General features: G+C 73.8%; 15 protein-coding genes. 10 read left to right on the forward strand and 5 right to left on the reverse strand.

Features of this window, described 5'->3' with window-relative positions; genetic code table 11:
- A complete protein-coding gene (locus ACFV3R_RS07605; protein WP_385577081.1) occupies positions 1-873 on the forward strand; it encodes an ABC transporter ATP-binding protein in 873 nt (290 codons plus the stop codon).
- Positions 874-1,086: 213 nt separating this feature from the next.
- Complete coding sequence (locus tag ACFV3R_RS07610; protein ID WP_385577084.1) at positions 1,087-1,767, forward strand: DUF4232 domain-containing protein; 681 nt, start codon at positions 1,087-1,089, stop codon at positions 1,765-1,767.
- Between the two features lie 35 nt (positions 1,768-1,802).
- Here the strand turns inward: ACFV3R_RS07610 and ACFV3R_RS07615 are convergent, their stop codons facing one another.
- On the reverse strand, positions 1,803-3,146 hold the full coding sequence (locus ACFV3R_RS07615; RefSeq protein WP_385577087.1) for an ABC transporter substrate-binding protein: 1,344 nt from the start codon (positions 3,144-3,146) through the stop codon (positions 1,803-1,805).
- Positions 3,147-3,318: 172 nt separating this feature from the next.
- Here ACFV3R_RS07615 and ACFV3R_RS07620 point away from each other — a divergent pair, with 172 nt between their 5' ends.
- Both ACFV3R_RS07620 and purU read left to right on the forward strand, forming a co-directional pair.
- Positions 3,319-3,777 (forward strand): hypothetical protein, encoded by a 459-nt coding sequence (locus ACFV3R_RS07620; RefSeq protein ID WP_385577502.1) that lies wholly within the window; start codon positions 3,319-3,321, stop codon positions 3,775-3,777.
- Between the two features lie 162 nt (positions 3,778-3,939).
- Positions 3,940-4,833 carry a formyltetrahydrofolate deformylase gene (gene purU / locus ACFV3R_RS07625; protein WP_385577090.1) on the forward strand — a complete coding sequence of 298 codons (894 nt, stop codon included), beginning with the start codon at positions 3,940-3,942 and terminating at the stop codon, positions 4,831-4,833.
- A 94-nt stretch (positions 4,834-4,927) separates the two neighbouring features.
- On the opposite strand, the gene ACFV3R_RS07630 is transcribed toward purU, so the two are convergent.
- Positions 4,928-5,170 carry a DUF397 domain-containing protein gene (locus ACFV3R_RS07630; protein ID WP_385577093.1) on the reverse strand — a complete coding sequence of 81 codons (243 nt, stop codon included), beginning with the start codon at positions 5,168-5,170 and terminating at the stop codon, positions 4,928-4,930.
- Positions 5,167-6,021 carry a helix-turn-helix domain-containing protein gene (locus ACFV3R_RS07635; RefSeq protein WP_385577095.1) on the reverse strand — a complete coding sequence of 285 codons (855 nt, stop codon included), beginning with the start codon at positions 6,019-6,021 and terminating at the stop codon, positions 5,167-5,169. The genes ACFV3R_RS07630 and ACFV3R_RS07635 overlap by 4 nt, the downstream gene beginning before the upstream one ends.
- A gap of 265 nt (positions 6,022-6,286) precedes the next feature.
- Between ACFV3R_RS07635 and ACFV3R_RS07640 the strand changes: the two genes are divergently transcribed.
- Positions 6,287-6,721, forward strand: a complete 435-nt coding sequence (locus ACFV3R_RS07640) for an ATP-binding protein (RefSeq protein ID WP_385577098.1) — start codon at positions 6,287-6,289, stop codon at positions 6,719-6,721.
- 72 nt (positions 6,722-6,793) lie between these two features.
- Here the strand turns inward: ACFV3R_RS07640 and ACFV3R_RS07645 are convergent, their stop codons facing one another.
- Both ACFV3R_RS07645 and ACFV3R_RS07650 read right to left on the reverse strand, forming a co-directional pair.
- Complete coding sequence (locus ACFV3R_RS07645; protein WP_385577100.1) at positions 6,794-8,386, reverse strand: zf-HC2 domain-containing protein; 1,593 nt, start codon at positions 8,384-8,386, stop codon at positions 6,794-6,796.
- Positions 8,383-9,012 (reverse strand): RNA polymerase sigma factor, encoded by a 630-nt coding sequence (locus ACFV3R_RS07650; protein ID WP_385577103.1) that lies wholly within the window; start codon positions 9,010-9,012, stop codon positions 8,383-8,385. The genes ACFV3R_RS07645 and ACFV3R_RS07650 overlap by 4 nt, the downstream gene beginning before the upstream one ends.
- Before the next feature lie 381 nt (positions 9,013-9,393).
- Here ACFV3R_RS07650 and ACFV3R_RS07655 point away from each other — a divergent pair, with 381 nt between their 5' ends.
- The 5 genes from ACFV3R_RS07655 to ACFV3R_RS07675 all read left to right on the forward strand — a co-directional run bounded on the left by ACFV3R_RS07655 (position 9,394) and on the right by ACFV3R_RS07675 (position 17,485).
- Complete coding sequence (locus ACFV3R_RS07655; RefSeq protein WP_385577105.1) at positions 9,394-9,768, forward strand: STAS domain-containing protein; 375 nt, start codon at positions 9,394-9,396, stop codon at positions 9,766-9,768.
- Positions 9,769-10,032: 264 nt separating this feature from the next.
- Positions 10,033-11,721 carry a protein kinase gene (locus ACFV3R_RS07660; RefSeq protein ID WP_385577108.1) on the forward strand — a complete coding sequence of 563 codons (1,689 nt, stop codon included), beginning with the start codon at positions 10,033-10,035 and terminating at the stop codon, positions 11,719-11,721.
- 105 nt (positions 11,722-11,826) lie between these two features.
- On the forward strand, positions 11,827-13,572 hold the full coding sequence (locus ACFV3R_RS07665) for a serine/threonine-protein kinase (RefSeq protein ID WP_385577111.1): 1,746 nt from the start codon (positions 11,827-11,829) through the stop codon (positions 13,570-13,572).
- 200 nt (positions 13,573-13,772) lie between these two features.
- Complete coding sequence (locus tag ACFV3R_RS07670) at positions 13,773-15,404, forward strand: succinic semialdehyde dehydrogenase (protein WP_385577114.1); 1,632 nt, start codon at positions 13,773-13,775, stop codon at positions 15,402-15,404.
- A gap of 131 nt (positions 15,405-15,535) precedes the next feature.
- Positions 15,536-17,485 carry a GMC oxidoreductase gene (locus ACFV3R_RS07675; protein ID WP_385577117.1) on the forward strand — a complete coding sequence of 650 codons (1,950 nt, stop codon included), beginning with the start codon at positions 15,536-15,538 and terminating at the stop codon, positions 17,483-17,485.
- Positions 17,486-17,672: the final 187 nt, after the last annotated feature.

A 17,672-nucleotide genomic window follows, 5' to 3' on the forward strand; every position in this document is an offset into this window, starting at 1 on the left:
ATGGCCGCAACCGACGTCCTGCTCCGCGCCGACGCCGTCACCCGGCGCTTCGGCTCCTTCACCGCCGTCGACGCCGTCTCCCTGCACGTGGCACCCGGCGAGATCGTGGGCCTGCTCGGCGCCAACGGGGCCGGCAAGACCACCCTGATCCGCGCCCTGCTCGGCCTCCTCCTCCCCACCGAGGGCCGCGTGGAGGCCTTCGGCCGCACACCCGACCGCACCACCCGGCGGCGCCTGGGATACGTCCCGCAGGGCCTGGGGCTGTGGCCGACCCTCACCGTCAGCGAGAACGTCTCGTTCGCCTCCGCCGCCTTCGGCTCGGTCCCGCCCGCCCTCGACCCGGCGCTGGCCGCCGTCGGGGACCGTCTGGTCGGCGAGATCGGCCTCGGCCTGCAACGCCAGCTGGCCTTCGCCGTCGCCCTGGCCCACGCGCCCGCCCTGCTCGTCCTGGACGAACCCACCTCCGGCGTCGAACCGCAGGCCCGCGCCCGTCTGTGGGACACCGTCCACGACCAGGCAGAACTCGGCACCGGCGTCCTGGTCACCACCCACTACATGCAGGAAGCCCAACAGTGCGACCGGCTCGTCCTGATGTCCCACGGCCGAGCCGTCGCGGCCGGCACCGAACGGGACATCGTCGGGTCCACCACGGCCTGCGAGGTCGAGACCGCGCACTGGGCCGAGGCCTTCGCCGCCCTGGACCGCGCCGGCCTGCCCGTCACCCTCACCGGTCGCCGCGTACGTCTCGCCGACACCCCGCCCGGCACCGTCCGCGCCACCCTCGACACCGCGGGGCTCACGGGTGAGGTCCGCGAGGTCCCCGCCACCCTGGAGGAGAAGATGACCGTCATCGACCGCGCCGCGGCAGCCTGAGCCCCTGCCCGCCCGGCCGCGCGACCCGGTCGGGCGGGGGCTCCACCTCCCCCTTCCGAGTCCTCCGTGGCCGCGCGGTGGCGGCGGCCGGACCGACCGCGCGGTCACCATGTCCGTGACAGAACGCGGACTTCGCTGGAGACCGCCCGTGACCCGGTGCGAGATAGAAATGGATCACACCACACGGACCGCGCCAGCTCTGGGGGAAACACCATGAAGTACACCCGCATCACCGCTCTCGCCGCCATCGGCGTCGCCGCCACCCTCTCGCTCACCGCCTGCAACGACGGCTCGGACGCCGCCACCAAGGCCGCCTCGTCCTCCTCCCAGTCCTCCTCCTCCCAGTCCTCCTCCTCGTCCTCGGACGCCGGGGCGAAGACGGAAGACGGCTCGGGCTCCGCCGGCCTGGAGGCCGACAACACCTCAAGCTCCGGCCACCGCACCGGCGCCGGCGCCGGCACCACCGACGGCGCGGCCAAGACCGGCAAGGTCACCTTCTGCAAGACGGCGGACCTGGCCATCGACGCCGTTGACGCCGCACCCGACGCGAGCACCGGCAGGATCAACATCACCATGGTCAACCGGGGCGCGACCACCTGCTCGACGACGGGCTTCGCCGGCGTCGACATCAAGGACGTCGACCACACCTCCAACCCCATCGAGCGCGGCCACGCCCAGCCCCGCGTCACCATCCTCAAGCCCGGCGACGCCGCCGTCTTCGACCTCGCCTACGACACCGACAACAGCGGCAACAGCCTCACCCGCCCCACCGACATCCTGGTGACGCCCCCCAACGAGACCCACACCGTGGACCTGAAGTGGCCGGCGGGCGCTGGGGACATCAAGGGCGCCTACACCGACGTGCAGGTCTACCCCACCCACAGCACCAAGTAAGGGTGGTGCCCGCGGACAGCCCCACCGGCCCACACCTAGGACGGTCCGTCCGTCTCCTGGAGGGCCCGGGTGACGTCGACGAAGCCGCGCCGCGAGGCGACGAGCCTGCCGTCGCGGACGGTCTGGAGCGTCACCAGGGCGTTGACGATCCGCGGATAGCCCGGAACGCCGAGCAGGTCCTGCCGGCGCCACCGCAGCGGGGGCGTCAGCCCGCCGGTGCTCACCGCCTTCCCGCCCCGGTCCAGGGTGCGCTGCAGGGCGGACGCGGTGATGTCGGTCACCCCCTGGGCCTGCATCTGACCCACCACGGCCCGCAGGACGGTGTAGGCGATCCAGGTGGTCTGGACGCCGGAGTCCCCGGGGTCGATGCGGTCGTCGTCAAAGGCGTAGTCCTGCACCACCTTGCGCATCGGTGCCCAGCGTCTGTCGTCGACGGGCGGGTACCAGCCCGTGACCAGGGCGTCGGCCAGGGGGCCGGAGGAGCCGCCCAACTGGTTGACCAGGGACTGGCTGACGCTGCCCAGCACCGAGGAGACGCGGACCGGGGAAGACGCCGAGGAGGAGTCGGCGGCGGAGCCGGTACCGGACGGGGCCAGGCGCTGGTAGGCGTCGAAGAAGGTGCCGGTGTCCTCGCCCAGGGCCGCCGTCACACAACCGCTCCCACCGGCGGTGGAACCCGCCTCCGCCGCGGTCAGGGCGCGCCGCGCCTGCGGGGCGTAGTCGGTGGCGTCCTCGGGCGCCGGCACGTCCCGGACTCCGGAGTGGTGGGCGGCGCGCAGTCCCGCCGCCACGAAGGACGGCATCTGGTCACCCTCGACGCTGTCCGGCCGCACGACCGCCACCCGGTCGCAACCGCGGGCGAGCTGGACGCCGTTGCCGGCCAGCACCGTCGCCGCGCCGCCGTTGACGGGGTAGGAGAGCGGACTGTCGAACTCCTCCGCCGAGACGCCGTACCCGCCCAGGTAGGGGATGTCGTTGAGCTCCAGGGGGCCGAGGAAGTCCCGGGCGTACCGGCTGTAGGAGCCCACCACCGCCACCACGTGGTGCGAGACCGCCCGGCGCGCGCACCCGGCCGCTTCCGTGGGGGAGTCCTGCTCGTTGCAGGTCAGGACCTGCAACGGGTGACCGCCCAGGCCGCCGTGGGCGTTGACCCACTTCGCGTACGCCTGCGCCATGGCGGGCATGCCGGGCATCCGGGTGGCCCCGGTGCCCCAGGGTGCCCAGGTCATCACGGTGATCGGCGAGGTGTCCGTACCGCCGAACCGGGCCGGCAGCAGACCGCAGGCCGACAGGAGGACCGCGAGCACGGTCGCGCACGCCGCGGCACGGGCGCCGGCGGTGTGCAGGAGGCGGAGGGAAGGTCGACGCCGTGCGCTCATGTCCGACGACCCTGCTCGCCGTGGCGTAACGCCCGCACATGCCGACCGTAACGGAACGTGTCGGCCGGGCGAACACCTGGGGCCGGAACGTCCGCGTCTGCACGGGAACGTACGATCGCCTACCGTGCACAGTTCGGAGAAGTCTTCCCGTCATGGCCGCCGCTCGACCACCATGGGCGTCATGCCTCTCAACGACATGCCGTGGTGGCGGTGGCGCAGCAACGTGCGCTCAGCCCTTCACATGCTCTCCGACCCGGGGTTCCAGCGGGACGTCTGGCTGGCCGGCCATCCCGGCTACGGGGACGTGACGGACGCGGTCTACCGCCTGGTCGAGGACACCTGGCTCGACAACTGGTCGGCCGAGAAGTACGTGGGCACGATATTCCGCGACTCCCAGGAGGCCGCCCTGGTCGACACCGCGGTGCTGCGGCTCCTGCGCATCCTCCACCAGGTGGGTCCGGACGCCCCCGTCCCCGCGTACCTGGACCACCAGGGCTGGCCGGAGGCGGTGCGGGCGGCGCGCGACGCCCACCTGCGCATGGCCGCCGCGGACGGTGACGACCCTGACGCCCCGCCCCGCTCGCTGGCCCAGCTGGCGGCCCTCACCCGGGGCGTGCCGGCCGAGGTCTGAGCCCGGCCGCCCGCCCTCGGGACCCGGGCCCGCCCACGGAGCCGTCCGCCCGTCTCCGAACGCGGTCCGCACGGTTGCACGCCGTCCACCTGGGGCGCTGCGGGCCCGGGTGCCTCGGCGGGGAGCGCGGGACGGGCGGGAAGTATGCGATCCTGTGAGGTCATGAGCCAGTCGCAGTCCTCCAGCCCCGAGGCGCCCTCCGAGGCGTCGCAGCAGTTCGTCCTCACCCTCTCCTGCCCCGACCAGCGGGGTATCGTCCACGCGGTCTCCAGTTACCTGTTCATGACCGGGTGCAACATCGAGGACAGCCAGCAGTTCGGGGACCGCGACACCGGCCTGTTCTTCATGCGGGTCCACTTCTCCGCCGACGCGGGCCTGACCGCCGAGAAGCTGCGGGCCAGCTTCGCCGCGGTCGGCGTCTCCTTCGCCATGGACTGGCAGATCCACCCGGCCGCCGAGAAGATGCGCATCATCCTGATGGTGTCGCGGTTCGGCCACTGCCTCAACGACCTCCTCTTCCGCTCCCGCATCGGGGCACTGCCGGTCGAGATCGCCGCGGTCGTCTCCAACCACACCGACTTCGCCGAGCTGGTCGACTCCTACGGGGTCCCCTTCCACCACATCCCCGTCACCCGGGAGACCAAGGCGGAGGCGGAGGCACGGCTGCTGGAACTGGTCCGGGCCGAGAACGTCGAGCTGGTGGTCCTCGCCCGCTACATGCAGGTCCTCTCCGACGACCTGTGCAAGGCGCTGTCCGGCCGGATCATCAACATCCACCACTCCTTCCTGCCGAGCTTCAAGGGCGCCAAGCCGTACCACCAGGCCCACGCCCGCGGCGTGAAGCTGATCGGCGCCACCGCCCACTACGTCACCGCCGACCTCGACGAGGGCCCGATCATCGAGCAGGAGGTCGAGCGCGTCGGCCACGACGTCACCCCCGACCAGCTCGTCGCCGTCGGCCGGGACGTGGAGTGCCGGGCACTGGCCCGCGCCGTGAAGTGGCACAGCGAGCACCGCGTCCTGCTCAACGGCACCCGGACGGTCGTCTTCGACTGACGCACCGCGGCCGGCTGCCCCGGCCCGCTGTGCGGACGGCCCGCCTCTCCCGGCGTGGGGGAGGCGGGCCGTCGTCGTCGCCGGAGCCGCCGACTCAGCTCCGCGCAACAGCTTCCCCACCGAGGACGGCGAGGAAGCTGCTGAAGGCCTGCGGGCTGAAGACGAGAACGGGGCCCCCGGGATTTTTGGAGTCGCGGACGGCTATGGCGGGGCGGGGGCGGGTGATGCCGGCGTACTCGAAGCACTGGCCTTCACTGCCTCCGCTGTAGGAGGACTTCCGCCAGGCGACGCCCTCAAAAGCCGGTGCTGCGTGGGCACGTCCGCGCTTCGTCGTCACTTGTACGGTCCTTCCAGGTATGCGTGGAGCAGGTCCCGTGACTCGTCGGCCGGGAGCGCGATCTCAGCGATGGCAGAGAACTCCTTCTCCAAGAAGCCGACCTGCTTCAGGTCGTCGGTGTGACTGCCGCCCATGGGGTTGTCGACGCTGGCCACCTTCGCCCACGGGTGCTTGAAGGACAGTGTGGTGATGGCGCCGTTCGAACCGTACGTCGGGTGTGCGGTCAGCGGGATGAGCTGCAACTCCACGTTCGGCATCTCTGAGGCGTCCAGGAGCTTGCGGATCTGGTCGCGCATGAGCGCGGGCCCGGACTCGAACTTGGCATGCAGCGCGGACTCCGGAACCAGAGCGTGCAGCCTGGTCACCTTGCTGAGGACGGCCTGCCGGGCAAGGCGAACGGCCACCAGCATCTCGGCGTGCGGTGGAGAGACGGCTGTCGGTGCCCGAGTGATCATCTCGCGCACGTAACCCGGTGTCTGGAGGAGGCCGGGGATGATCACCGGGTGCTGGATCTGGAGGGACTGCGCGTCGGCTTCGAGTTCGATGAAGTCCAGGTAGTTCTGTCCGATGCGCCCTGTGTACGGCGCCCACCAACCCTCGCCCATCGGCTCCTCGGCGACGCGCGCCACCTCCTCCACCCCGGCCGGGTCCACCACTCCCAACTTGTCGCAGAAGCTGCGGACCTCCTCGCCGGAGACGCGGTATGTGCCGCGCTCGATGCGGCTGAGGCGAGTGGTGTCCCAACCCATGAGCTTGGCAGCCTCCCCCGACTTGAGGGTGCCGCGCCAACGCCTCAACTGACCGCCAACACGACGGCGTTTGATGGTTGGTGTCGCTCGCTTCTGCGTCATGGGCGCAGTTTGACACGTTGGCGACTTCGTGAGCCATGGGCACATATGTCCTGTCGATTTGATAACGAGTTACCGCTATTGCGCCTTGACCGCCAAAAGGAGCAAGCTGAGCGCCCGACGGGTCGTGTCTGTGTGTGCAGCAGTGATCACCCGTCGAGTTCAGCGGTACGGCCACGGGGTGGAAGCACTCCGTCCTGGCCGTTCCGGGAACCGCCGCGACGGGCCGGTTCCGCCCGTACCCCACGCCACCCTCCCCGGAGACCCCATGACTCCTGCCGTAGCCCTCGCACCCAGCACGGCGAAGCCGAGCCCCTTGACCCTGCGCGGCTTCGAGGTGGCCATGGCACCGGAGCCGGTCCTCGTCGCCCGGATACGGCGTATCGCTGCCACGTCGCTGCGGCGGTGGGCCGTGCCCGTTGCGTTGGCGGAGGACGTGGTGGTCGTGGTCTCCGAGTTGGTCACCAACGCGGTCGAGCACGGCTTCGGGGATGTCGAGCTGCGGATGCGCCATCACGGCGGAGAGGTCCGCGTCGAGGTCAGCGACGACAACCCGGCCCCCGCCCGGCTGCGCCATGCCGCCGAGGACGAGACGGGTGGCCGCGGCCTCTTCCTGGTCGACGTCCTGGCACGGAACTGGGGCGTCACCAGGGACGGTAGGACGACCTGGGCGAGCTTCCGTGCCCTCGCGGAGGGACCGTGACCGGCGGGCGCCCCGCGCGCCCCGCACCGGCAACGGCCCCCACGTGGGCCCCCACCGGGAGGAGGGCGAGGCTCACAGACGGGACAGTGAAGCCGTGGCGAAGAGCACGTCGCGGATGGCCTCGCGCTCGCCGTTGCGGCCGGCGGTCGCCTCCTCGGGCGCGACGTGGCCGGCGGCGAGCTGGCAGAACTCCTGGCTGTCGATGGCGATGTGGGCCACCGTCGCGTCCGGCGAACCGTCGGTGTCGGCCGAGTCCAGGGCTATGTACCAGTGGCCGACGTTCTCCACCTCAAGGTGCAGGCTGCGCCCGCTGCCGCCGACCGCCCGCAGGTGCCGGGCGGGGGAGGCCAGCCCGGCGCGGCGCCGGCGGTCGAGCTCCGTCGGCAGCAGCCGGGCGGCGAAGTCGACCAGCCGGTGCATGTGGGTGCGGGTCGGTGGTTCGAGGGGCCAGGCGACGGCGTCGGCGATGTCCCCGGCGTGCGTGTAGCACTCGAAGGCACGGTCCAGGAAGGCGTCGCGCACCGGCAGGACCGCGGGGCCCACGGGTACGTCCCGCTCAGCGGTGTCGGGGGCGGCGAACGAGACCGTGCGCACCAGCCCGTACGCCTGGGCCCGCCAGGGTTCCCGCACCCCGGCCCGGTCGCCGCTCCGCCTCGCCACCTCCTGCCAGTAGCGTTCGGTGCGGTCCGCCGGGTCGGCGGAGGCGGCCACGGCGTTCAGGGCACCCAGTGGGTCGGGCATGCCGAGTGCGGAGGCGACGATGCCGTCCACGGCCAGCAGGTGACCGACGACACCGGCCACGGTGGTCTCCCGTTCCACCGTGCGTCGCCCGTCGAACCAGCGCAGCCGCACCGGCGCCCGCCACTCCGCCTCGCCGATGTCCCGGAGGAGTGCGTCCAGCTTGGCGCTCTCCGCGTCGAACGGACCGGCCCACTCCGGCACGGGGATGCGCGCCGGCCGCTTGTCGAGGCAGCCCTCCAGGACCCGGGCGCGCAGCAGCGGGTCGGGATCGAGGTGGTCGGCGGGGCGCAGCAGGCTCACCGCGTTGCGCAGGCGCAGCGCCTCGTCGGCGCACGGCGCGCAGTGGGTGAGGTGGTCCTCCAGCGCGGCGGTCTCCTCCGGCGAGCAGGCCCCCAACGCGTAGGCACCGAGCAGGGACTTCAGCACCCGGTGGGTCGGCGCGGACGGCGGGGCCGGTGCGTTCGCGGGCTCCTGCGGCCCGTTGCCCTCCGGCTCCCCGCTCTCCGGCTCCCGATCGTGCGGCCCTTTGTCCGCCGCCCTGTCGCTCTGCGGCCCGGTCCTCTCCGGCCTGCGGTTCTCCGGTCCGGCGCCGTGAGTTGCTCCGCCCGGGTCGCTCCGGAGAGCTTCGGCGGGTTCCGGCCGGGGCGGGTCGGACGGCTCCGGGGCGGTGGGCGGGGGAGTGGCGTCGGGGAGCTGCCCGAGATCCTCCGGCGCCGTCCGGGGTGCCGGTATGCGCGGCCGGTTCCCGGTGGAGGACGCGTCGCCGGCGGAGGCGCTGCCGTCACAGGCCGCCGCGGAGTCGGCGCCGTCCTCGCGGGTGGCCCCCGGCCCCGCGTCCGCGGGGTCCGCGTCCTCCCGAGCGCTCTGCGGGGTGGCGTCCTGCGCGCCCTCGACTTCCTGCGGGTCCTCCTCCGGCCCGTTCATCGCCGGGGTCCGTCGTCGCGGGCGGAGGGCCCGCCGGACGCGGGCAGGCCGGCCCCCGGCGGCGGCAGAGCGGCCTGGCCGGTGTGGTGCGCGGCGGTGGAGAGGAGCTGGAGGCCCAGGCGGAGGCGGCGGCGCGCCTCGTCCTCGGTGACCCCGAGCTGTTCCGCGGTCTGACGGCAGGTGCGGCGCTGGAAGTGCGCGAGCTCCAGCGCCTCGCGCAGCGGAGCGGGCATCGAGGTCACGATGTAGTCCGCCCGGGCCGCCGTGGAGGCAGCCCGGATCTTGCGTTCCCGCTCCTCGGCGGCGCGGGCGTCCGTCCCCTCACGCCGGGCCGAGGCGGTCTCGTACTGGCGCAGCCGCTGCACGGCCTGCCGATGGGCGACACCGGCGACCCAGGAGCGCAGCGAGCCGTTCCTCGGGTCGAAACCGTCGGGGTGCTGCCAGATGTGGCTGAAGACCTCACGGGTGACGCGGTCGGCGTCCGCGTCGTCGTCGAGGACGCGGTGGGCGAGGCTGTGCACGAGGGAGGCGAACCGGTCGTAGAGCTCACCGAGGGCGGCGGCCTCGCCGCGGGTGAGCCGCTGCTGCATCCGCCTGTCCCAGCGCTGTGGCGTCTCGCTGCTCATCCGGCCCCCGCTCCTGCCGCCGTCCCGACTGCTGCACACCCCTCTCCCGCGCGGGCGTGCGCCGCCTGCGACCGGGGGCTTACCCCGGGGTGTGCGGTGTCACACCCGTCCGTCGAGCGCCGGGGCGTCCTGCCGTCGAATGTAGTGCGCCGACACCCTTCCGCGCCTTCGTTCGCAGCAAATCCCGCTTCGCGGAGGACGAACCGGTAAGGTCCTCCCTTCCACGTGGCGGGGGGCAGGGGGACGCCGCACAGGAGGGCATGAGAGATTGCGGGAAGTTTCGGAGGAGCGCTCGCGGGCAGGCGTGGCCGGGAAGAAGAGGTTCCGGAAGAGTTTTCGGGCAGACCTGGCCCCGGGAACGAACGAAGGGCTTGGAACGGCGTGACGTTGAAGGTTGCCGAGAACGAGCAGGGACGTTGGGCGGTGCTCCAGGTCTCGGGCGAGATGGACCTGGTCACCTCGCCGTCCGTGCGCCAGCACGTGCACGACGCCGTCGCCGAGGGCCGCCGCAGCGTCGTCCTGGACCTCTCCGAGGTGCGGTTCTGCGACTCCAGCGGGGTGGGCGTGCTGATCGCCACCCGCCGCCTGATGCGGTCCTGTCAGGGCCGGCTCCGGCTCATCCTGCCGGCGCAGGGCGCGGTCGACGGGTCCCACGTCAACCGGGTGCTCGCAGCGCTCGGCGTGCGCCGCCTGTTCGAGGTCTACCCCGACCTGCCCTCGGCCGTCGACGAGTCGGCCGCCCCCCTCTCCGCCTGAGCAGCGGTCCCTCCCCGCCTCCTCCCTTCCCCCCCTCTTCGTCCTTCTTCCCGTCCGGCCGTCTGCTTCCGCCCGGCCGTGTTCCTCCGCCCGGCTGCCCCGTCCCGCCCGGCTCCCTCCCGTCCCGCAGGACGCCTCTTCCCGCCCCCCATGACCCACTCGGCCGGTAGTCGCCGTTCCGCTTCGGTCGTGCGGGGGAATCACAACGCCGTGGCGAGCTTCCGGAGCCGACGTCGGTACGGGGCCCCGCAGCGTCAGGGCGGTGTGGCCGACCCGGACCGGCGGGACCGGCTACTGGCTGGCCGCTACCGCCTCGGGGAGCGGCTGGGACGCGGCGGCATGGGAACGGTGTGGCAGGCCACCGACGAGCTGCTCGGCAGGCAGGTGGCCGTCAAGGAACTCCACTTCGACGAGGTGCCCACCGGTACCCGCTCCCGGCTGCGCACGCGGCGCGAGCGGTCGCTGCGGGAGGCGCGGGCCGTGGCGCAGATCCAGGACCCGCACGTCATCGTCGTCCACGACGTCGTCGAGCAGGACGGCCGGCCGTGGATCGTCATGGAGTGGGTCGACGGCGAGTCGCTGGCCGAGCGGCTGGAGCGCGGCGGGCCGCTGGCCCCCCGCGAGGTGGCGCGCATCGGCGTGTGCCTGCTGGGTGCGCTGCGGGCGGCGCACGCCCACGGCGTCCTGCACCGCGACCTCAAACCCGCCAACGTCATGTTGGAGACGGGCACCGGGCGGGTCGTCCTCACCGACTTCGGGGTCGCCCAGGTCTCCGGGGCCACCACCCTCACCGAGGACGGCGGGTTCGTGGGCTCGCCGGAGTACACCGCCCCGGAGCGCATCGCCGGCGTCGGCACCGGGCCGGAGGCGGACCTGTGGTCGCTGGGGGCCCTGCTGTGCACCGCGCTCTCCGGCAGCTCGCCCTTCCACCGCGACTCGCTGGGCGGGGTCCTCCAGGCCGTGATGCACGACCCGGTCCGTCTGCCGGAACCGGCACGGGCGCTGGAGGGCGTGGTCCGGGGCCTGCTGGAACGGGACCCGGAGCTGCGGTGGGACGTCGGCACCACCGAGACGGCCCTGCGCCACTACCTCCTGTCCGGACGTCTCGCGGAGGCCGACGCGGCGGTCGCGGACCACGCGGGGGCGCACGAGCCGTCCGTCCTGGGCGCACCCTGGGCCCGCGCCAGCCGCCGCCGTCGGCACGTGCCCTTGCCGCGGGCCCTCGCCGACCGGGGGCTGGCCGCAGCCGCCAGGCCCCCCACCGGCCGCGGGATGCGCGTCGTCCTGGGGACGCTCGTGACGACGACCCTCGGCGCCGGAGCCGTCCTCGTCCTGCTGTGGGGCGTCCCCCACGACGGGCCCGGGGACGCACGGCCGCCGGGGCACACGGCCTCCGGTTCCCCGGGCCGGCCCTCGGTGACCCCCACCGCCGGCAGCACCACCGGTCCGCTGCCGCCGGGCTCCTCCCAGGCACCGCCCGCCCCCAGCGTGACCATCCCGGCCGGTTACGTCGTCATACGCGACCCGAGCGGCTTCACCCTGGCCGTCCCGGCGGGCTTCCACCGCACGGCGGACGGCTCGTGGGTGCGCTACGTCTCGGCCGACGACGGCTTCGAACTGGGCGTGCGCACCAGCCCGGCGGACTCCGCGGGCCCGCTGGCCGCCGCCCGGTGGGCCGACGGTCACGGGCGGCACCGCTTCCCCGGCTACCGCGGCGCCGAGGTCACCGGCACCACCCACAACGGCTACCCGGCCGCCTCCTGGGACTTCGGGTGGGACGGCGACGGCCACGAGAGCGGTGCCCGCCACACCTCCGCACTGCTGTGGGACGAGTCGGGCCGCCGCTACGAGGTGTGGGCGGACGGCCCGGCGGCCCGGCGGGACACACTGCAACGGCACTTCGCCACCGCCCTGGACACCTTCCGTCCCGGCGAGGGGGACCGGTCCGGCTGAGCACCGCGCACACGGCGGGCCGGGAGGGGGCGCCGAACATCACCATCCGGTTGCGTGCGGCGGCCGGGGGGCGCCGATCACGCGGGCGTCCGCCAGGATGGGCGCATGACGACCCAGGGGGGACGGGCCGACGAGCCCAGCGTGTACGAACTGCACCCGCCGCAGGGGCCCGCGGCGCCGCCGCACGCCCCCGGGGCCGCACCGGGCCCCGGGCGACCGGTCCGGCAGGTGCCGCCGAGGCCCGCCGGGCAGCCCGCCCGCGAGGACCCGCGGGCCTCCGCCGGCCCCTCCCAGGACACCGCCACCGCGACGCTGCGGTCCGGGGAGGACCCGGCCGTGGGGCGGCGCGTCGGGGGCCGCTACCGGTTGCTGCGCCGGCTCGGACACGGCGGGATGGGCACGGTGTGGGTGGCCCACGACGAGGTGGTCGACCGCGAGGTCGCGGTCAAGGAGCCCCGCCTCCCCGACAGCCTGCCCGCGGCGGCGGCCCGCACCGTCCACGAGCGGATGCGGCGGGAGGCCCGGGCCGCCGCCCGCATCGAGCACCCCCAGGTCGTCACCGTGCACGACGTGGTCGTCGAGGACGGCAGGCCCTGGATCGTGATGGAGCTGGTGCGCGGCACCTCGCTCGGCGACCGCCTGCGGGAGGGCACCCTCGACGTGCGGGAGGCAGCCCGGGTGGGAGAGGCGGTGCTCGCCGCGCTGGGCGCCGCGCACACGGCGGGCGTCCTGCACCGCGACGTCAAGCCCGACAACATCCTGATCAGCGGTGAGGACCGCGTCGTCCTCACCGACTTCGGCATCGCCCGGGTCGAGGGCGAGCAGGGACTCACCGAGACCGGCGGCTTCGTCGGCTCGCCGGAGTTCACCGCCCCCGAGCGGGTGCTGGGTCAACGTCCGGGCCCGGCCTCCGACCTGTGGTCGCTGGGCGTGGTCCTGTACACGGCGGTGGAGGGCGTCTCGCCGTTCCGCCGCTCCAACTCGCAGGCCACCCTCCAGGCCGTCCTGAGCGCCGAGCCGCAGCCGCCCTCCCGGGCCGCCGGCGAGTTCGCCGCTCTGGTCATGCAGCTGCTGCACAAGGACCCCGCGGCCCGGCCGCCGGCCGAGCAGGTCCGCCGGGTGCTGCACGGCGCCGCGTTCCCCGCCCCCGCGGTACCGCCCCGCCCGGCCTCCCAACCGGCCGTGGGTCCGGCGCCGGCCAACCGCTGGGTGCCGCCGGTGCTGCACCGCAACCGCAGGGCGCAGGCCACTCTGGGCGCCGGCGTCCTGGTGGTGGCCGCGGCGCTGGTGCTGCTGCTGGCCGACCCGTTCACCGGCAACGGTCTGCCCGAGGGCTGGCAGCAGTGGCCCTCGGACAAGGTGACGCAGGCGTCGGTCGCGGCCCCCGCCAACTACCTGCACACCGTCGAACCGGACGGGAACACCGAGACGTTCAGCGACCGCAGCGGCGTCTACAGCATCGAGCTCAACCTCACCGTCCACGACCCCCGGGACACCTTCCCGGTCGAGATCGGCAGCGCACGGGCGGAAGCGGCCGAGCTGGCCCACGAGAACGAGTCGGGTGAGGACCGCGGTTCGGGCATGTATCACGCCAAGTCCACGCTGACCTCCTCGCAGCAGCAGGGCCAGAAGGCCTACGACGTCACGACCGACTACACCGAAAGCAGCTCGGACGACGACGACGTCGTCCACTACGTCAAGAAGCAGCACCTCTACGTCCACGAGGGCAGACAGCGCTGGACGCTGACCGTCACCATGCCCGCGGAGGGCGACGCCCGGCCCGGCGGTGACGCGCTGTACGCGAAGGTGCTGGAGTACCTCCGGATCGACGGCCTCGGGGACGGTTCCTGACCGGGCCGCCCAGGGCTGCCGGGGGCTGCGGACGGAGCACCGGGCCGGGGGCGCGCCGGCAGCACGGCCGAGCGCCCCTGCACCACCCCGCACCACCGCCACGATTTCAGCCAGTGAACACTGGCGTAGTTGTGACGGGCCGGTGAAAACCCGTTACCGGCGGGTACCCCCGTCCCGCCGGAAGGGCTTACGCTCCCGCCATGACGGACCAGGAGACCGCCCCCGCCCCCGCGAACAGCGCCCCCGCCGACGGTAACCCGGTGGCGCCCGCCGTCGCGGACGCCCGCACGGCCGCGGACGTCGTCACGCCCGAGCTGGTCACCCGCCTCACCCGCGGCCTCACCGGCAGCTCCACCACCGCGGGCCACACGCCCTTCACCGGCGAGAAGCTGGCCGACCTGCCCGAGGCCAGCCCGGAGGACGTCGCCGAGGCGTTCGTCCGGGCCCGCGAGGCCCAGCGCCGCTGGGCCCGCCGACCGGTGCGGGAGCGCGCCGCGGTGCTGTTGCGCTTCCACGACCTGGTCCTGGCCCGGCAGCAGGAGGTCCTGGACCTGATCCAGCTGGAGACCGGCAAGGCCCGCCTGCACGCCCACGAGGAGGTGCAGGCCGTCGTCCTCGCCGCCCGCCACTACGGCCGCAAGGCCCCCTCCTACCTGCGCCGCAAGGGCCACACCGGGGTCGTCCCCACCCTCACCAAGGTGACCGAACTGCGCCACCCCCGCGGGGTGGTGGGCCAGATCGTGCCCTGGAACTACCCGCTGGAACTCTCCGTCGGCGACGCCCTGCCCGCCTTCGTCGCAGGAAACGCCGTGGTGATGAAGCCGGACACCGAGACCGCGCTGACCGCCCTGTGGGCCCGCGACCTGCTGATCGAGGCCGGACTTCCCCGCGAGGTGTGGCAGGTCGTCCTCGGGGAGGGCCCCGTCGTCGGCCCGGCCGTCGTCGCCCACGCCGACTACGTCTCCTTCACCGGCTCCACCCGCACCGGACGCGAGGTCGCACAGAGCGCCGCGGCCCGCCTGGTCGGCTGCTCCCTGGAGCTGGGCGGGAAGAACGCCATGCTGGTCCTGGCCGACGCCGACCTCGACCGGGCCGCCCAGGGCGCGGTGCGCGGCTGCTTCGCCTCCGGCGGCCAGCTCTGCATCTCCATCGAGCGGCTCCTGGTCCACGAGTCGGTCGCCGAGGACTTCGTCGAGCGCTTCGCCGCCCGCACCCGCGCCATGCGCCTGGGCTCGGCCCTCGCCTACGGCGCCGACATGGGCTCCCTCGTCGGCGCACGGCAGCTTCAGACCGTCTCGGCCCACGTGGACGACGCCGTCGCCCAGGGCGCGAAGGTCGTCACCGGCGGCCGGGCCCGCCCCGACATCGGCCCGCTCTTCTACGAGCCGACCATCCTCGACGGCGTCCGGGCACCCATGACGGTGTGCACCGAGGAGACCTTCGGCCCCGTCGTTTCGATCTACCGCTTCGGCGACGAGGAGGAGGCCGTCGCGCTCGCCAACGACACCCCCTACGGCCTCAACGCCAGCGTCTGGACCAAGGACGCCCGCCGCGGCCGGGCCGTCGCCGCGCGCCTGCGCACCGGCACCGTCAACGTCAACGAGTCCTACGCCGCGGCCTACGGCAGCGTGCGGGCCCCCATGGGCGGCATGGGCGACTCCGGGCTCGGCCGACGCCACGGTTCCGAGGGCATCTGGAAGTACACCGAACCGCAGACCGTCGCCGTGCAGCGCCTGATGCCGCTCGCCCCGTCCTTCGGCATGAGTGACGAGAAGTACGCCGCGTTCATGACCCGCAGCCTCCGGGCGATGAAAGCGCTGCGCCTGAAGTAGCGCCTGCCGCGCGGGCGGCCCGCCCACCGAGGGAGCCGCCCGCGCCCCGAGCCGTGAGGACGCCCCCGCCCCGGCCGCGCGGCCCTGCCACGCGCCGGGCGAGCCACCTTCGAGACCTCCAGGGAGACCACGTGTCGTCTCAGCACGCAGCCCAGGAAAACGTGGACGAGAAGCCCCCGGCCGCCGCTGCCGAGAGCTCCGGACTCCCCGCCGGGGAACCCACGACGGGGGACGAGGCCGGCCTGGACTACGACGTCCTGGTCATCGGCTCCGGTTTCGGCGGCTCCGTCTCCGCGCTGCGCCTGACCGAGAAGGGCTACCGCGTCGGCGTCCTGGAGGCCGGCCGCCGCTTCACCCGCGAGACCCTGCCGAAGAACTCCTGGGACCTGCGCAACTTCCTGTGGGCGCCCGCCCTCGGCTGCTTCGGCATCCAGCGCATCCACCTCCTGGGCAACGTGATGGTGCTGGCGGGCGCCGGGGTGGGCGGCGGCTCCCTCAACTACGCCAACACCCTCTACGTGCCGCCCAAGGCGTTCTTCGACGACCCGCAGTGGGGCCACATCACCGACTGGCAAGCGGAGTTGAAGCCCTACTACGACCAGGCCCAGCGGATGCTCGGGGTGCGCCTGAACCCCACCATGACCCCGGCCGACGTGCACCTGAAGGCCGCCGCCGAGAAGATGGGCGTCGGCGACACCTTCCACATGGCGCCGGTCGGCGTCTTCTTCGGGGACGGGCAGGACGCGGTCGGACAGGACGGCGAGGCCCCGGCGAAGGTCGCCCCCGGCACCGAGGTCCCCGACCCCTACTTCGGCGGCGCCGGGCCCAGCCGCCGCGCCTGCAACGAGTGCGGCGAGTGCATGACCGGCTGCCGCCACGGCTCGAAGAACACCCTCACCGAGAACTACCTGTACCTCGCGGAGAAGGCCGGCGCCGCCGTCCACCCCATGACGACGGTGGTCACCGTCACCGAGGACTCCCGCGGCGGCTACGCCGTCGCCACCGTCCCCACCGACAACCGCCGCAAGGGCCGGGGCCGCACCTTCCGCGCCCGGTACGTGGTGGTGGCCGCCGGCACCTACGGCACCCAGACCCTGCTGCACTCGATGCGCGACAGCGGCCTGCTGCCCCGCCTCTCCGCCCGCCTCGGCGAACTCACCCGCACCAACTCCGAGGCGCTGGTGGGCGCCCAGACCGACGACCGCCGCTACCGGCGTGCGCACGGCGCCACACCGGACTTCACCCGCGGCGTGGCCATCACCTCCTCGGTGCACCCCGACGCCAACACCCACATCGAGCCGGTCCGTTACGGCAAGGGCTCCAACGCCATGGGCGGGCTCACCGTCCTGCAGGTGCCGTTCACCGACAAGGCCCCCCGCGCCGTGGCCTGGGCCGCCAACTGCGCCCGCCACCCGCTGCTGACGCTCCGCTCGCTCTCCAACCGCAAGTGGTCCGAGCGCACCATCATCGGCCTGGTCATGCAGTCCCTGGACAACTCCCTGACGACCTACCGCAAGAAGAGCGGCCTCGGCAAGGGCCTGCTCACCGCCCGCCAGGGCCACGGCAAGCCCAACCCCAACCAGATCCCGGAGGCGACCCGCGCCGCCTCCCTCATCGCCGAGGAGATCAACGGCTTCGCCGGCTCCAACGTCGGCGAACTCATGGGCACCCCGCTGACCGCCCACTTCCTGGGCGGCTGCCCCATCGGTGAGGACGCCGACCACGGCGTCATCGACCCCTACCACCGGCTCTACGGACACCCCGGCATCTCCGTGGTGGACGGCTCGGCGGTCTCCGCCAACCTCGGCGTGAACCCGTCCCTGACCATCACCGCCCAGGCCGAGCGCGCCATGTCGCTGTGGCCCAACAAGGGCGAGGCGGACCCCCGCCCGGCGAGCGGGGCCGGCTACCGCAGGGTGACGCCGGTCGCCCCGCGCCACCCCGTCGTCCCCGAGGAGGCCTTCGCCGCCCTCCGGCTGCCGCTGCTGCCCGTCCCCGCGGTGCCGCCCCGCAAGGAGCCCGAGGCGCAGGCCACCGTCCCCGCAGCGGGACCGGCGGCACCGGACGCGGACGGCGACTGAGGGACGGGGGCCGGGAGGGCACTGCCGGGCGGACGGCTGCCGGGCGGGCGGCGGGCGAACGAGGCCGGCGGCGTCCGACGGGGGCTGCCGGGGCCGGCGAGCGGCCGGCGGGCCCGTGGCGGTGGTGACGGGCCGCGGGTGGCCGGCCGTGCGGAGCGCGGGGGATGCGGGGGTGCGGTGCGGGTGA

Origin of the sequence: Streptomyces sp. NPDC059740 (assembly GCF_042733155.1) — a bacterium.
Classification (GTDB): Bacteria; Actinomycetota; Actinomycetes; order Streptomycetales; family Streptomycetaceae; genus Streptomyces.

Coding starts and splice junctions, on each gene's coding strand:
- ACFV3R_RS07605 (WP_385577081.1), top strand. CDS start 1: ATGGCCGCAACCGACGTCCTGCTCCGCGCCGACGCCGTCACCCGGCGC.
- ACFV3R_RS07645 (WP_385577100.1), bottom strand. CDS start 8,386: ATGAACGGGCCGGAGGAGGACCCGCAGGAAGTCGAGGGCGCGCAGGAC.
- ACFV3R_RS07615 (WP_385577087.1), bottom strand. CDS start 3,146: ATGAGCGCACGGCGTCGACCTTCCCTCCGCCTCCTGCACACCGCCGGC.
- ACFV3R_RS07640 (WP_385577098.1), top strand. CDS start 6,287: ATGACTCCTGCCGTAGCCCTCGCACCCAGCACGGCGAAGCCGAGCCCC.
- ACFV3R_RS07610 (WP_385577084.1), top strand. CDS start 1,087: ATGAAGTACACCCGCATCACCGCTCTCGCCGCCATCGGCGTCGCCGCC.
- ACFV3R_RS07620 (WP_385577502.1), top strand. CDS start 3,319: ATGGGCGTCATGCCTCTCAACGACATGCCGTGGTGGCGGTGGCGCAGC.
- ACFV3R_RS07650 (WP_385577103.1), bottom strand. CDS start 9,012: ATGAGCAGCGAGACGCCACAGCGCTGGGACAGGCGGATGCAGCAGCGG.
- ACFV3R_RS07665 (WP_385577111.1), top strand. CDS start 11,827: ATGACGACCCAGGGGGGACGGGCCGACGAGCCCAGCGTGTACGAACTG.
- ACFV3R_RS07635 (WP_385577095.1), bottom strand. CDS start 6,021: ATGACGCAGAAGCGAGCGACACCAACCATCAAACGCCGTCGTGTTGGC.
- purU (WP_385577090.1), top strand. CDS start 3,940: ATGAGCCAGTCGCAGTCCTCCAGCCCCGAGGCGCCCTCCGAGGCGTCG.
- ACFV3R_RS07670 (WP_385577114.1), top strand. CDS start 13,773: ATGACGGACCAGGAGACCGCCCCCGCCCCCGCGAACAGCGCCCCCGCC.